The following is a 13794-nucleotide window of genomic DNA, read 5'->3' as shown; positions in this document are numbered from 1 at the left end:
CGTTGCATCCTGATCCCGCATACTGTAATTTTTGCCTTCTCGATCAATGACATGGAGGATTGTTAGCTATGACCAAAATACGTGTGGTACCTGAAATGCTGAACCAGCAGGGCGCAGCGGTATCTGATATTGCACGGGAAGTCCAAGCGCTTCAGGAGCGGATGCAGCAGCGCATCCAGAGCATGTCCTGGGAATCGCGCCATCGCGCCCAGGTAGAGCAGCGCCTTGCGCAATGCCGGGCCGCGTGCCAGTCGGTCGTAGGCCGTCTGGAGCAGAATCGCGGCCAGCTCGTGAAGAAAGCGGGGGATTTTTCGCAGACCGACCAATCGCTCGGGAGCAATCTGAATTTCGGCAAACAATCGGTCGCCCAGGTGAGTCCGCATCTGCTGCTTCAGGCAAGTATGGCACAGAACGGAAATAAGAAGACGGATCCGCCCGTGACGGCGGCGGGCGTCGAATTCAATGCGCTCGCGCCATTCGGCGGCACGGCGGATCAATGGAAGGGCAATCCGCTTGCGGCCGCAGGGGTATTGTTCGGAACGGCAACCGCATCGGGCACGATGTACAAATACTGGGATATGTACCGGAACGGCTTCGGCGTATGGCTTGAAAAAGACAAGCGCGGCAACATGCGTGCCAATGTGACGAACGGCATGCTTGCCAATATCCGCAAGAAATCCTATGCCGAGTACAATTGGCGGAATCACCCCCGAATTCCGAAATACGTCCTGCCCGGCGCAGCCGTGAAGGACTCGCTCAGCTGGAAGGGCGGCAAGCTTGGTTATGCCGGCATCGCCATGCAAACGGTGGGAAATCTGGTCACGAATATCAATGAAAACAAGAGCGGGGCGAAAATAGCCGGAGACGCCGTCGTCGACGTGGGTGTCGGCGTGGGAACCGTGGTCGCTTCCGCGGCGGCTGGCGCTAAAGCCGGCGCGCTGATCGGGACGGCAGTGGGCGGTCCGATCGGCACCCTGGCGGGTGCGGCCATCGGCTTCGGCGTGTCGGTCGGCGCTTCCTACGTCATGGACGGCATCAAGTTCGCGGATTTTGACGGGGACGGGAAGAAAGATACCGTAACCGAAGGATTGAAAATGGGGGCGGAGAAGATAGGTTCTACGATAGCCGGATGGTTCAAATAAAGGGAGTGTCATAGATGAGCACGAAGATTTCAGAGGAAGAACAGTTTCATTTCCGGTTAATCCCCGCCGAGCAAATTCGGGGCGGCATCGTATGCTTTTTATTCATTATGCTCATCCCCGTGCTGGTCACGCTGGCGGCGCCGATGATGTCGGTATATTTTTATGCGGCGGCGGCGGTGTGGGCGGCCATGCTGCTGTGGGGAATTGGCCTGAGCGTAAATCCATACAGGTCTGAGGTCGGTTTTGTGCTGTACTTGGGGATTTACGGATTGGCGTTGGCGGTCACTTGCCAGCTGGCTATCTTGAAAATGATGTATGACATGGCCGGTGTCGAATCGATCGGATATGGACTTAGCTCGATCGCGGTGATGCTCCTGCTGCTCGTTGCGTTTTATGTTCTGCATGCAAGAGCGCTGCGGCAAGGGACGTACCAGTCCATGGAACGCAAAGGCGGCATCGGCAAAGCAGGCAAAGCGGCCTTGCTGTTGGCTGGCATCGGTTACACAGGGTATTACGTCGTGGTTGCCGTTACCGGGGACCTTGGCGGATTCGTCATGGGCATGGCGGCTTTTTCCGTCCTGTTGATTCTCGGCCTGTACCTGGCCGTTGTGTTCATCCCTCGATATCGGTTCATCCAGAACAATATGGAAAAGCTGAGGGCTCATTATCCCGTATTGGGATTGCCGAAGGAGCAGCGGAATGCCGCGTTTCTGAACAAAATGAATCAGGGCCGCACGCCGGCGGCACCGCATCGTCAGAGTAAGAAAAGGAGAGGATCGTAATGACGCAACAACAGCAGCTGCTGCCCAACGGATCGATCGTCATTTTGAAGGAAGGCGAGAAAAAGCTGGTGATCTATGGACGCAAGCAAATTTTGGCGCTTGAGCAGCCGCAATTGTTCGACTATCTGGCTTGTCCGTATCCGGAAGGGTATGTCAGCCCGGAGTTTGCTTACGTGTTTAACCATGAGGATATCCAAGAGATTATTTTTACGGGTTACCAGGACGAAGAGGAAGAACAATTTCAGGCCGTACTGGCTGAGACGAAGGCTACTTAGCTTGCCAGGGATTAAGGGAGGAGCGTGAGGCGGATCTATGTCAGGACGTATAGAGGTATCGCCCGAGGAGCTGCGCCGCGCGGCGGCAGACATTCGCAGCGGGAGTGACTACGGCGGGGAATTGGTCGCGAGGCTGTCCCAGGTCATTGAAACGCTGAATGCCGAATGGGAAGGCGTTTCCCAGCAGCGTTTTCGCACAGAGGCCGAGGAGACGAAGGCGCAGCTGATGAATTTCATCCAGATGATGCATTCGATGGAGCAGGAGCTGATGAGCATCGCTGCCCGGTTTGCAGAGGCCGACGGCCAATAAGCGAATGGGTTATAACCCAAGACAACAATCAGCATATACGTATCCCGGCACGGTATACGGCATGGCTGATTGTTTTTATTATGGGGAGGGATGGAGAACTTCGGAGGACGGCGTTTTTTTTGTGGAAGTTTGGACATAATATGACAGCATTACATTATCATTTCGGTAAGGAGCCGCATAGGATGAACTGGGTATATTACGGAAAGCTCTATACAACCAAATTTCAGGCTGGGTGCTTCGCTAAACGTCTGGAGCAGGACGGCTGGCTGTTCGGGTATCATGATCCGCGGATGGTAGAGGTTTATCGTTCCAAGAAGGGGCGTTATGGCGTGCGATTCCTGCCTTGAGGAAATTCCATTAAAACAGCACTTGACTTGATGCAGGGGAATGGTGTATATTTATTCTTGTCGCTGTTTGATACAGCATTGACGCGGGGTGGAGCAGTTCGGTAGCTCGTCGGGCTCATAACCCGAAGGCCGCAGGTTCAAATCCTGCCCCCGCAACCAATTTTTAAACGATGTATGTATGACGTCCTTATGTTTATGTGTACATGTATGTTCAGGGCCCTTAGCTCAGTTGGTTAGAGCGGTCGGCTCATAACCGACTGGTCGGGGGTTCGAGTCCCTCAGGGCCCACTTTATGAAAACCCTTGCGATGCAAGGGTTTTTTGCTGTTTATAGGACGGTTTAGACCGAACGATATGAGATTTTACGATAAGGTGGGATTGCTGCTGAAGGCATCTAAGCTTATCGGTTTATTTTTAGAAAAATTGCCCATACATAAGATATACGGTAGAAAGGAGTGTATGGGTCTTCATGCTAGAGCACATGATTATTTTACTTCGTAGTATATCAGCATTCGTTATTTTGTTGATTATTACGCGGTTTTTGGGCAAACAAACGTTGTCTAACATGAATTTTCATGAATTTGTTACGGCCGTGTGTTGCGCAAAAGGATATATTTGACATCTCGGAAGTGGAGTACGGCGTATTAGAGATCAATGGAAAGATATCTGTAATGAAGAAAAAGGAATACCAGAATGTAACTTTAAAAGATATGTAAAAGGGCTTGAAAGGGAATCAGCAGTTTCCGATTGAGCTTATCATGGATGGACAACTATTAGAAAATAATCTAAAAATCAATGATCTATCCCCAGAGTGGATTAAAGAAAAATTAAAAGTCCGGAACAAAGAAATTGCAGATGTTTTTTATGCAGTGAAAGGAACCGACGGTCAGCTGTACATCGATCTTTATCGGGATAAAATACAGCATCCCGTTGATGTAGAGTAACGACGCATCACATACAGCCGGAATCTATATAATAGGAGAAGCTAAAACCCTTGCGATGCAAGGGTTTTTTGCTGTTTACAGAACGGTTTGGCAGACGCCTGAAGACACTGAAAGTATGGGTAATATCCTTAACATTAGCACAATCTGATCATGATTGCCGAAATGTCCAGACTAAGACCGTCTATCTACATAAACTGTACCATTCCACAAAGCAAGGAGGTTAAATCGGTGAGCTGCGAAAAAGGTGGTTACAACGGTTACGGTAATCCAGTAGGAACTGTTCTGGTTTTATTTATTCTCTTGGTTATTATCTTGGGAACGTTTTGGATTTAATGAAGCTCCTTAATGAAGCATTCATTCATTGATTTAATTTAATTCATCAAATTACGATACTGCACCCATGTGGTATCCCCAATTACGATAAACGGGGACGGCAACTTTTCCGTCCCCGTTTTTAGCATTTTCATTGTACTTAAACTGAACATTAAACAACGACACCGCAGAGATCAGTATGGTCGTCTTAGGAACTGAAAAAAAATGTGACAAAGGCCAACAGGTCATAAACGGTATGAGATTATGGTTCATTCATACGCTGGGTTATAAGTGCTATAAGCCGGAGGATATTTTCATTTGAGAAAATTGAGTGATTTTGACTAATCTATTGTCCATATCCATTAATTCAATGGACTCATATATATGTTAAGGATTTCGTTGATAAAAAGGAGGAAGCACAAATGCACAAAAGCACAGTATCAGGAAAGGCAAAAAATACGGTCAAACAACTGCAAACGCCTAGAAGACATAGCGGAATATGGGCGGGTAGCGTTGCAAAGGCAATGAGAACGGTGATTGCCGCACAGAGATCATTGAACGCACAAAATCCGGTTGTTATTAGTCAACGAACCAGAAGAATAAGTACGAATCGAAATTGGGTAAATGCACTAGAAATCGAGCGAAATCCGGCGTGGGTGGCGCCGCAAGCCGGTGAATCGTACGTTTGGGGAAGAAATGACCCTAACGGTCCTGCTGCTGTGGTCGCCAGAAGATTTACGATTAGAGACGATATTGAGAGAGCTAGCTTATTCCTGTCCGTGGATAACTTTGCCATCGTTTTAATCAATGGACGGTCGGTCGTTATCGACAACCCGCAGGGCAACGTTTCATTCTTTAATCCGGGAAGAACTTTTAATATCAGACGCTTCCTTCGGAGAGGTACAAACGATATCGTGATCGCCGCTTTTAACTTCCCGTCAAATGCAAACAGAAGCGGAGATAATCCAGCTGGTGTCCTTGCCCGTATCGAGATTGAACTAGAAGATTAGTCCGGTAGTAGCTCAAAGTATCCACCGGCTGAGTAGCGGCCCGTCGAGTGCGGCATTGAGCTGCTTTCGCGATATTAGCATTCCATCATAACGGAAGCGAGGGGAAGTTTTCATTCTTCCCCCGATTCCGGATGTGGTCGTTGCTTTTTTTTGCGTTTACTTAATTGCTTTGCGATGGTGTAGCCGATAAGATATGCAGCAGAAGAGGTGTTTCCGTCGACTGTATATGGAACTAAGGACGCATCTGCGACGATCAAATCTTGAACCCCGTGTACCTTTCCTTTACGGTTAACGACTCCTCCTGCGGATAAAGGAGCCATCCGCAGAAATCCTTGCTGATGGTGATTGTGATCGAAATTTTCCTTAATAAATTCTTCAAGCCTGTCATCGTCATCGATAATATCAAATGTAGGGGATAAGAGACGATATGAAGAATCAATCTGTTCCAACTCTATGGCAATATCTTTGATATACGTTCTATAAATTCTTTTTACCGCCTCCATGTCGTCTGGATTTGAGAGAAATCCCTCATCTGCCAATACGATATTCAGCGGATCTTTGCTTTGTATGCGGATCGTCCCATTGCTCTTGGGTCGCAAGTACAGAATCGCTAGGGTCAATTCTTCATCGGATCCAATACCAACGAGTTGAACAGCCCGCTCATCCGGATCGATGCCAGATGGATCTGGCAAGAAAGCTCCTCCCGTATACAGTGTGTTGGGGTCTAAGGGAGGGAGGGGACGATCTTGTGAATTGGTAGCAAATACTGCGAAATTTAACGTATGGTTTTTTAACCTTTGCCCTACGTTTGGATTGTCGAAGATGACAGGGATTTCAGCCTTTTTCAGCATTTTGGCGGGTCCGATTCCTGACAACATCAACAACTGAGGGCTGTTGATCCCCGCCGAAATAATAACCTTTTTGCGGGAATACGCATAGCAGCACTTGCCATCCTTCAAATATTCAACGCCAATGGCCCGCTTACCGGAGAAAAGAATACGGAGAACCGTTGTTCGAAACTTCACAGTTAGTTTTCTGTTATTCACTCCCCGACCTGTGGCCGTCATAATATCGCGAGACAGGAAGGCTGTGGAGGAGCTCTCCCTACGGCCATCAGGCTGTTGGTATAATTGCCAACGGGTGAACGGTCCCATGGGAGTATTCGGATCATTATAGTCAAGAATGGTCGGATAACCTGTTGCCCGCTCGATCGCAGTTGTCAGCTTGTGAGCCATCGGCGTTGGAGTTTCGGGTGCTTGCCGGACGTTGATTCTTCCTCGATACCCGTGTGCATTGATATCTGTGGTTTCTCCGTTATAATTCTCCAATGATTTGAAACGTCGAATCGCTTTCTCGGGTGACCAGAGAGGTCCAAGCAGCCGTTCCCACTTTCGGAGCACGGCGGATGTCGGTCTTACATATTGTTCTCCGTTGATTGAAGAACCGCCTCCCGAGAGTCGACCTGTTGTCCATTCGAATGCGCGTTCATCAAGTTCCTCTTGGGGGATGCCTTCTCCCTGCCAAAAGTAATTCGGAAAGAAGCTTTCTTCCAATTCAAGTGCAAAGGTTGAATCCTTAATCGGTTTGTCTTTGTCATGGTTTCCGCCCGATTCTAAAACAAGCACGGAGGTTCGCATGTCGTCAGTAAGTGTCTTCGCAATCACGGCCCCGGCCGGGCCTGTGCCTACAACGATGTAATCATAAGTTGATTTTTTCTCCATTAAAGCACTCCTTTTGGAAATGAACTAATTCAGAATATTAATTTGCTCTGACAACTGTGCTTAACTCTGCAGTATGATCATGATTCAAGTGATGCTCAAATCCAGAGGAGCCTAAAAGATCCATCAGAAGACCCGATCAGCGAGATTTGTAATCGGGAACAACTTACGGTACATTTTAATGGAGTCGTTAGGGACATGTACTTCCAAACGCCGAGGCTGGCGGGATGCAGCTCATTTTCGTACATAGGATGGGGGATCAAGGTGTCAGAGTGGGTATTGAATCAGTCCTGGGGACTGCCCGTGTTGCTTGCCTTCTTAGTGATCGTATTCGTATTCGAGTCAAGGAAGGCTTTTAAGGCATATCAGGAAAAAAGACGTTTTGAACTGGGATGGGCCCTATTGTTTGCGCTTGTGGCTTTATTGGCGATTATTGTCCTGGTGGCTTATTAATACATAACAACGAAAACTAAAGACCCTGCCGGAAGTTTCCGGCAGGGTCTTGTTCTGTCATTGTCTAAGACGTGAGAGTATGTTGTTTTCAGCGTATGATTACCGCTCATTCGTGACAGCTTCCGTAGCAGCCCAGGCTCTGCCGGCACGCATGGCCAAGAAAAAGCAGAGGATGAGGACGATCGATGCAGAGATGTATGGGAAGTTGATGTCCAAATCAAACAGATAACCTGCGACAAGGGGCCCCGCGATGTTCCCCAGACTGGTATAAGCCGAGTTCAGGCCGGCGACGTAGCCTTGCTGATCCTTTGCCAGCTTGGACATTTGCGTGCCGATGGCAGGACGCAGGATGTCGATCGACAGGAAGACAAGGAACGTCACAAGGAAGATTAGCCAATATTTATGCACAAACAGCGTTAACAGAATGCAGATTCCCGCTGTGAGCAAGCTGAGCGTAATGACCCTTTTCTCGCCGAACCGGTTCAGGATCCAGCCGAATATCGTTGCCTGCACGACAGCGCCCGCAATGGAGCCAAACGTAATGATCATGGCGATATCTTTAGGGGTGAATCCGAATTTATGATCCACGAACAGGCCGAACACCGTTTCATAATTGGCAAGACCGAACGACAGAACAAATACGATGATCAGACTAAGGAAATACGGCTCCCTGAACGAACGGACCAGCTGGACTGCCAGGCTCTCCTGTTTCCGTCCCAGCACGGTAGGGGCTTCTTGCTTGGCGGATGATTCCGGAAGCAGCAGCAGCGTCACCAGAGCGGCAATGCCCCCGGCTACGGCTGCGGCGTAGAAAGGAACACGAATGCCAAACTCGGCGATGAAACCCCCGATGCCGGGTCCGATAATGAAGCCTGTCGTAATCGCTGCATTAATGAATCCCATCCCCCGGGCACGTTCCTCATTGGAAGTGACGTCTGCCGTATAGGCCATGACGGCGGGCATGATGAGGGCGGCGCCGATGCCGCCCAGCATTCTTGCCGCGAACAGCAGCGTCGGCGTGCTGGCCGCTCCGAATAACCATTCCGATATGGCGAATACAATCATGCCGGAGATGATGATTTTTTTGCGGCCCATGATATCGGACAATCTTCCCGCAAGCGGCGAGAATAGCAGCTGCGTTAATGAAAAGGCGGCAACCAGCATGCCCACGGTGCTTCCGCTGATATGCAGCTCCGTCATATAGGTAGGCATAATGGGGATGACAAGCCCGATGCCGGTGAAAACTAAGAATATATTGAACATGAGGAGCAGAATGGCTCCATTGTTTCGCAATAGTAATGACATGATGATTCCTCCAAAGATCAAAAACGATTAATGATGCTGTACGGTTTTCTTTATATACTGAACGTTCGGTTTATAATAGAGCATAAAAAAGAGAACGGGTCGTTTACGATTTCTTTTCGATGCCGTGCAGAAATACTTGAATGGCCGTATGATAAAGGGCAAGCGGATTTTTTACCTTCGTGATGCGGGACATCTGGCTTAAGCCTACGATGAGGCTTTCAAAAATGAGGGAGAGCTGCTCCACGTTATGATTCTCAAACTCCCCTTGATCAATCCCTTGCTGCAGCAACTTCTGATTGAATTCCAGGTGGCTTCGGATAATCCGGACGATTCGCTGCTCTACTTCCTCGGATACGTCTCCATTGTTGTTCATGAATTCGTCCAGAGCTTTGGAGAAGGGGTGGTTCAGATCATCAAACACCAGTTGGTCGGCAATTCCGTACAATTTCTCAACGGTTGTGGTGTATTGCTGCTCCTTGCTGCTCCATTTCTGTTCCCACTCGAGGTCCCATTCCTCGATCAAATACAGAAACAGCCCTTCCTTGCTTTTAAAGTGATAATAGATATTCCCTTTGCTGCTGCCGGTGGCTTCGACGATTTCCTCGATCGACGTTGATTTGTATCCCTTCTGCATAAATAGCGCCTTGGCGGCTTCGGCAATGCGTCGCTTGGTATCTTCGGTTTGCTGTTGTTTTTTGTTCACGCATGCACCCCCTTATCCCCTAGGCTATCGTCAAAATTGTATATACTGAACGTTCGTTCTGTATCTTAACAAATGGGTTTAAAATATTCAAGAGAAAATTCTATCCGGCGCTCCGGGATCGAAGCCTGTCCTAAAAAAATAACCGTTACCTCCAAAAGGCAGCGGTCATTGTCTTACATGCGAACGGCTTATTAATGGTTGACTTCGATGAACTTGCGTGATTTCTCATGGTAGGACATCAGCTCGGATACGGTAACAAATGAATAACCTCTTTTTTGCAGCTCCGGCAAAATCACCTTGAGGGCTTCAACCGTCTGCGTACTGCTGGGTACAAAATCGTGCATAAGTACGATGTCGCCGTTACGGGCGTTATCCAGAACCTTTCGGACGATGCGGTTGACGCCGGGCTTTCGCCAGTCGAGGGTATCCTGGTGCCATGACCACAATACGGTCAGCATGCCCAAATCCTTGCTCGTACTCACAATGGCTTCATTATAGCTGCCCCCGGGCGGGCGGAACAGTACGGTCTTTATGCCGGTGGCTTGATAGACTGCATCCTGCGTTTGATTCAGTTCACTTGATAACTTCGTGACGTTAATATTGTGAAAGGGCGGATGCGTATAGGAGTGGTTGCCGATTTCATGTCCTTCCTGCAGTTCCCGCGCGACGATGTCGGGGTGTTTCTCCACCCGGCTGCCTACAACGAAGAAGGTGGCTTTAGCGTCATACCGCTTTAACAGATCCAGAATTTGAACGGTATTATGCTCGTCCGGGCCGTCGTCAAAAGTGAGGGCGATCACCTTGTTCTGCGTGGGCACTTCCCACACGATCTCGCCGCGCTCCTCATAATAATCTCTGCCTTTGGAGGCGGAAGGCACGTGCTCCGCATGCACATGGCCGGGATAACCAAGAATCAGCGCAAGGGCAAGCAATGAGAAGGCTGAGCATGTTCGTTTTTTCATGTCGATGGGTTTCCTTTTCTTCTGTTGTTCTAGTCTCCGCATGTAAGCACGCGAGCTTCATTTAGGATGCACGGTAACCGAGAAATTATTCTGTAGGAAGCTCCAGCGGGGAATGCAAGCGCGCCGATTGCGAAGGAGGCCTTTGATTTGCTGTCGGTACCTACAAGCAGAGCGATGGCGCTAGTTCATCGAGATGAATGCTTGGCCCGGGGTGATGCGAAAAATTATGAGTTTCATATATTGACATCATATGGTTGTACATGGTATTATCGATTTTGTCGCTAAGACGAAATGTGCACACCTAGATTTCGGGATGATCTCGCAAAATATTGCGAATTCCACGCGTACCTTCGGGCTTTTCAAGTGAACGTGAACGACGCTAGGAACATGCGCGGATACAATATGCCGGGGTGGCGGAATTGGCAGACGCACAGGACTTAAAATCCTGCGGTAGGTGACTACCGTACGGGTTCGACCCCCGTCCTCGGCATTATAACAGCGTCTGGTATGATGCAAAATAAGTCGGCCCCCGTATGGGTGCCGGCTTATTTTTTAAATCGACGCAAATTCATCAGCGGGCGTTGTTCCTGCGGACCGAAGCGGAAGATGCCGCGTCCCGATTAAAGTGATCGCATTTCTTTTTTGATTCCATGCTGACCTGCGTGAGGAGGAGGGAGAGGAGACATGCGGATGTTTAACAATGATTGGGACCTTATCCTGCAGGGAGAAGTGGATAAGCCTTATTTTCAAGCTTTGATGGAACGGGTGGATGAAGAGTACCGGCGCAGTACGGTGTATCCTCCCAAGGAAGATATATTTCGGGCTCTGCAGCAAACATCGTACCAATCGACGAAGGTCGTTATTTTGGGACAAGACCCTTATCACGGTCGCCGGCAGGCGCAGGGACTGAGTTTCTCCGTCTCGCCCGGGGTTGCGATTCCTCCGTCTTTACGCAATATACATAAGGAGCTTTCATCGGATCTGGGGATTTCCGCTCCGAATCATGGGTCCTTGCAATCATGGGCGGACCAGGGAGTTCTGCTGCTCAATGCCGTGCTGACGGTTCGCGAGGGCGAGCCGAACTCGCATAAAGGCATCGGGTGGGAGACCTTCACCGATAAGGTCATCGCGAAACTGAATGAACGTGAAAGGCCCATGGTGTTTATATTATGGGGCAGTTATGCACAGAAGAAAGGTTCCTTCATAGACCGAAGCCGTCACAAGGTGCTTGAGTCCAGTCATCCGAGCCCGTTTGCAGCGCACAAAGGATTCTTCGGCAGCCGTCCATTTTCAGCATCGAATGCTTTTTTAATGCAAGAGGGTATGGATCCGGTGAATTGGGACATCCCGAACACGCCGGACGATGGAGATGAATAATCCGCGAGAGGTGACCTTCATGAAGCATTGGATCGGTCGTCATGTTGTCATTCAGCGTCTAGACGGGGCGAAAAGCACGGTTGAAGGTGTGCTGAAAGGGTGGGATCCCGTTCAGGAGAAAGTGATTCTAGGCCCGGGCGAGCTTATCATTCCGTTTCGAGCCATTCATAGAATTATGCCGAGGAACTCCTACCCGGCCCTGAACTCCATCGGTTATGTCGTGAGTCATACCATTCAATTCGATAATGCCGTTTATTTTGGATCCTGCGTCATGGTATGGAGGGGCAACCAGCTGGTGTCTTCCCAGGCCATCCTGACATCTCACGATGAGGATACCGTCACACTGTCGAATGGCACGATATTGCGTAAGGACGAGCATGATTTCGTGGTTCGATCCCTGCGCGGCAATGCGTGATTCTTTTAAAATAAAGGATGTCCCACCAGCCAGCGCAAAGTTGGCGGGGACATCCTTTTTTGCTGTGAGGCGCCATCATGCGTCCTCTACTTTTTCGGCGAGGAACAGCTCGTAAATTCGCACCGCGATAATTTTGATGATCATGTAGGCCGGAATGGCCAGCAGGATGCCGAGCAGTCCGAAGAAGTCGCCGCCTACAAGAATAAGGACAACCGTGGTCAGCGGGTGAATATCCAGCTGTTTCCCGTAGATGACGGGCGTCAGGATATTATCTTGAATCTGCTGGGCGATGACAATGACCACGACGGACCATATCGCGATGGAGGGCGATTCGATAAATCCGATGATGACGACAGGAACGGTCGCCAGCAGCGCACCGATGTACGGGATGAAATTCAAGAAGAAGGAGATCACCGTCAAGAGCAGGGAATAGGGCAGTCCGATAATCAAAAATCCGATATAGATCATGACGCTAAGTATAAGATTCAGGATCACTTTGCCGATAATAAAATTGCTGAGTGCCGTATCGATCTCGCCCAGCACCTCCTGGCCGTCGCGGCGGTATCGTCTGGGCAGGACGCTGAGCAGTCTTGGCGGGAGCTTGCTGCCTTCCTTCAGCATGTAATACAAAATGATTGGAATCGTAGCGATAATGACAACGACGCCGGATACAACGGAAATCAGGTTATTGATGGAATTGCTGATCCAGGTGATGATCCGGTTCATGTATTCCGTTAGGGAGGTAGACAATTCGGATTCCGTTGGTACATAGCGGGACCAGAATTGATTCTGTTGAAGCTGGTCGATCTGCTCCTCCACGCCCTCAACCAGGAAGGGGGCGTTGCTGATGAAGTTTTCGATCTGTTCACGGAGCGTCGGCCATACGACGATGCCAAAGATCGCGCAGAGACCGGCAAACACGAAATACAGCATCAGGACGCCGATGGATCGTTTGATTTTGCGTCGCTCCAGGTAGTCCACGATCGGCCTAAGCAGATAATAGAAGAAGCCGGCCATGGCCACCGGAACGATCAGCATGTTGAACATGGAGACGATGGGGCGAAACAAAAAGCTGATTTCGGCTCCTAGGTAGATGATTAAGAGCAGTGCGATTATGCCAAAGCATGTCCTGAAATATTTGCTCTGCATCATGGGCAATCCCTCCATAACTACGAATAGGTAAAATACACGGGTACCATGTAACATTTGTATTTAACCAATTTGGAGGGAGTTGAAATCACCAGTTTATGTTATTAGTTTCGTATGGTGACCCTGGTATGGATGGGCACGAGGGAAGCAAGCTCCACCACGTCCTCGTTATACATCCGAATGCAGCCATGGGAAACGGAGCGGCCGATGGATGAAGGGTCATTCGTGCCATGGATGCCGTAGTGGGGTTTGGACAACCCTAACCAGTAAGCCCCGAAAGGACCGCCGGGATTCGGTTGTTTGTTGACGATGGTATAATTGCCGGGCGGCGATTGCGTAGCCATTTTGCCGATGGCAACCGGGAACGTGCGTACCACGATGTTGCCGTCGAGCAGGTGCAGCTGAAAGTCGGACAAATCGACAATAATGCGGTATTGAGGCATGATCATCCATCTCCTTCAAGATTCATGCTATGAAACAGGGGGGAGATCGGCCCCAAAATGGTCTAAAATAGGCAAATTACACCTTCATAACTTGGTAGAAATTTCATCCGTTGAGGACGGTTGGCCGATGTTATATTTAATATGTTAA

16 protein-coding genes, 3 tRNA genes and 1 pseudogene are annotated in these 13794 nt (G+C 49.3%); 14 read left to right on the top strand and 6 right to left on the bottom strand.

Annotated elements, in window-relative coordinates; translation table 11 throughout:
• The first annotated feature begins 68 nt into the window (after nt 1–68).
• From RB297_RS17305 to RB297_RS17260, 10 genes and pseudogenes are all read left to right on the top strand, one after another.
• Nucleotides 69–1142, top strand: coding sequence for a WXG100 family type VII secretion target (locus RB297_RS17305; protein ID WP_096773090.1), 1074 nt, complete (start codon nt 69–71; stop codon nt 1140–1142).
• 14 nt (nt 1143–1156) lie between these two features.
• A complete protein-coding gene (locus RB297_RS17300; RefSeq protein WP_096773091.1) occupies nt 1157–1924 on the top strand; it encodes a hypothetical protein in 768 nt (255 codons plus the stop codon).
• Nucleotides 1924–2199, top strand: a complete 276-nt coding sequence (locus tag RB297_RS17295) for a DUF4176 domain-containing protein (RefSeq protein ID WP_009589601.1) — start codon at nt 1924–1926, stop codon at nt 2197–2199. Before RB297_RS17300 ends, RB297_RS17295 begins: the two co-directional genes overlap by 1 nt.
• A gap of 37 nt (nt 2200–2236) precedes the next feature.
• On the top strand, nt 2237–2509 hold the full coding sequence (locus tag RB297_RS17290; protein WP_009589633.1) for a WXG100 family type VII secretion target: 273 nt from the start codon (nt 2237–2239) through the stop codon (nt 2507–2509).
• 182 nt (nt 2510–2691) lie between these two features.
• Entirely contained in the window at nt 2692–2856 is a 165-nt protein-coding gene (locus tag RB297_RS17285; RefSeq protein ID WP_009589607.1) for a hypothetical protein, read from the top strand.
• Nucleotides 2857–2938: 82 nt separating this feature from the next.
• Nucleotides 2939–3015, top strand: a tRNA-Met gene (locus RB297_RS17280).
• Nucleotides 3016–3070: 55 nt separating this feature from the next.
• Nucleotides 3071–3144 (top strand) — tRNA-Ile (locus tag RB297_RS17275).
• Between the two features lie 286 nt (nt 3145–3430).
• Nucleotides 3431–3799, top strand: a pseudogene (locus RB297_RS17270) (YetF domain-containing protein).
• A 228-nt stretch (nt 3800–4027) separates the two neighbouring features.
• The gene (locus RB297_RS17265; RefSeq protein WP_374705851.1) at nt 4028–4132 is read left to right on the top strand and encodes a YjcZ family sporulation protein; all 105 of its coding nucleotides are present in this window, start codon (nt 4028–4030) and stop codon (nt 4130–4132) included.
• A 401-nt stretch (nt 4133–4533) separates the two neighbouring features.
• A complete protein-coding gene (locus RB297_RS17260; protein ID WP_096773092.1) occupies nt 4534–5121 on the top strand; it encodes a hypothetical protein in 588 nt (195 codons plus the stop codon).
• A 110-nt stretch (nt 5122–5231) separates the two neighbouring features.
• On the opposite strand, the gene RB297_RS17255 is transcribed toward RB297_RS17260, so the two are convergent.
• Nucleotides 5232–6842, bottom strand: coding sequence for a GMC family oxidoreductase (locus tag RB297_RS17255; RefSeq protein ID WP_375121017.1), 1611 nt, complete (start codon nt 6840–6842; stop codon nt 5232–5234).
• A gap of 195 nt (nt 6843–7037) precedes the next feature.
• Between RB297_RS17255 and RB297_RS17250 the strand changes: the two genes are divergently transcribed.
• Nucleotides 7038–7292, top strand: coding sequence for a hypothetical protein (locus RB297_RS17250; protein WP_096773094.1), 255 nt, complete (start codon nt 7038–7040; stop codon nt 7290–7292).
• 99 nt (nt 7293–7391) lie between these two features.
• On the opposite strand, the gene RB297_RS17245 is transcribed toward RB297_RS17250, so the two are convergent.
• The 3 genes from RB297_RS17245 to RB297_RS17235 all read right to left on the bottom strand — a co-directional run bounded on the left by RB297_RS17245 (nt 7392) and on the right by RB297_RS17235 (nt 10262).
• The gene (locus RB297_RS17245; protein WP_015734266.1) at nt 7392–8597 is read right to left on the bottom strand and encodes an MFS transporter; all 1206 of its coding nucleotides are present in this window, start codon (nt 8595–8597) and stop codon (nt 7392–7394) included.
• A gap of 103 nt (nt 8598–8700) precedes the next feature.
• Complete coding sequence (locus RB297_RS17240; RefSeq protein WP_251493697.1) at nt 8701–9300, bottom strand: TetR/AcrR family transcriptional regulator; 600 nt, start codon at nt 9298–9300, stop codon at nt 8701–8703.
• A gap of 191 nt (nt 9301–9491) precedes the next feature.
• Entirely contained in the window at nt 9492–10262 is a 771-nt protein-coding gene (locus RB297_RS17235) for a polysaccharide deacetylase family protein (RefSeq protein ID WP_096773095.1), read from the bottom strand.
• A 404-nt stretch (nt 10263–10666) separates the two neighbouring features.
• On the opposite strand from RB297_RS17235, the gene RB297_RS17230 reads away from it, so the two are divergent.
• The 3 genes from RB297_RS17230 to RB297_RS17220 all read left to right on the top strand — a co-directional run bounded on the left by RB297_RS17230 (nt 10667) and on the right by RB297_RS17220 (nt 12054).
• A tRNA-Leu gene (locus tag RB297_RS17230) sits at nt 10667–10752 on the top strand.
• Between the two features lie 200 nt (nt 10753–10952).
• The gene (locus tag RB297_RS17225) at nt 10953–11639 is read left to right on the top strand and encodes a uracil-DNA glycosylase (RefSeq protein WP_041622130.1); all 687 of its coding nucleotides are present in this window, start codon (nt 10953–10955) and stop codon (nt 11637–11639) included.
• Between the two features lie 19 nt (nt 11640–11658).
• Nucleotides 11659–12054, top strand: a complete 396-nt coding sequence (locus RB297_RS17220) for a hypothetical protein (RefSeq protein WP_015734269.1) — start codon at nt 11659–11661, stop codon at nt 12052–12054.
• Between the two features lie 75 nt (nt 12055–12129).
• Here the strand turns inward: RB297_RS17220 and RB297_RS17215 are convergent, their stop codons facing one another.
• Together RB297_RS17215 and RB297_RS17210 are read right to left on the bottom strand one after the other, a co-directional pair.
• Nucleotides 12130–13206: an AI-2E family transporter gene (locus RB297_RS17215; protein ID WP_096773097.1), complete on the bottom strand. Its 1077-nt coding sequence runs from the start codon at nt 13204–13206 to the stop codon at nt 12130–12132.
• A 101-nt stretch (nt 13207–13307) separates the two neighbouring features.
• Nucleotides 13308–13646 (bottom strand): L,D-transpeptidase, encoded by a 339-nt coding sequence (locus RB297_RS17210; RefSeq protein WP_036671045.1) that lies wholly within the window; start codon nt 13644–13646, stop codon nt 13308–13310.
• Nucleotides 13647–13794: the final 148 nt, after the last annotated feature.

The organism is Paenibacillus sp. CR_12, from assembly GCF_041953985.1.
GTDB lineage: Bacteria > Bacillota > Bacilli > Paenibacillales > Paenibacillaceae > Paenibacillus_AQ > Paenibacillus_AQ lautus_A.
The sequence above is the reverse complement of the archived record's forward strand: the minus strand, read 5'-3'. Positions and strand labels throughout refer to the sequence as shown.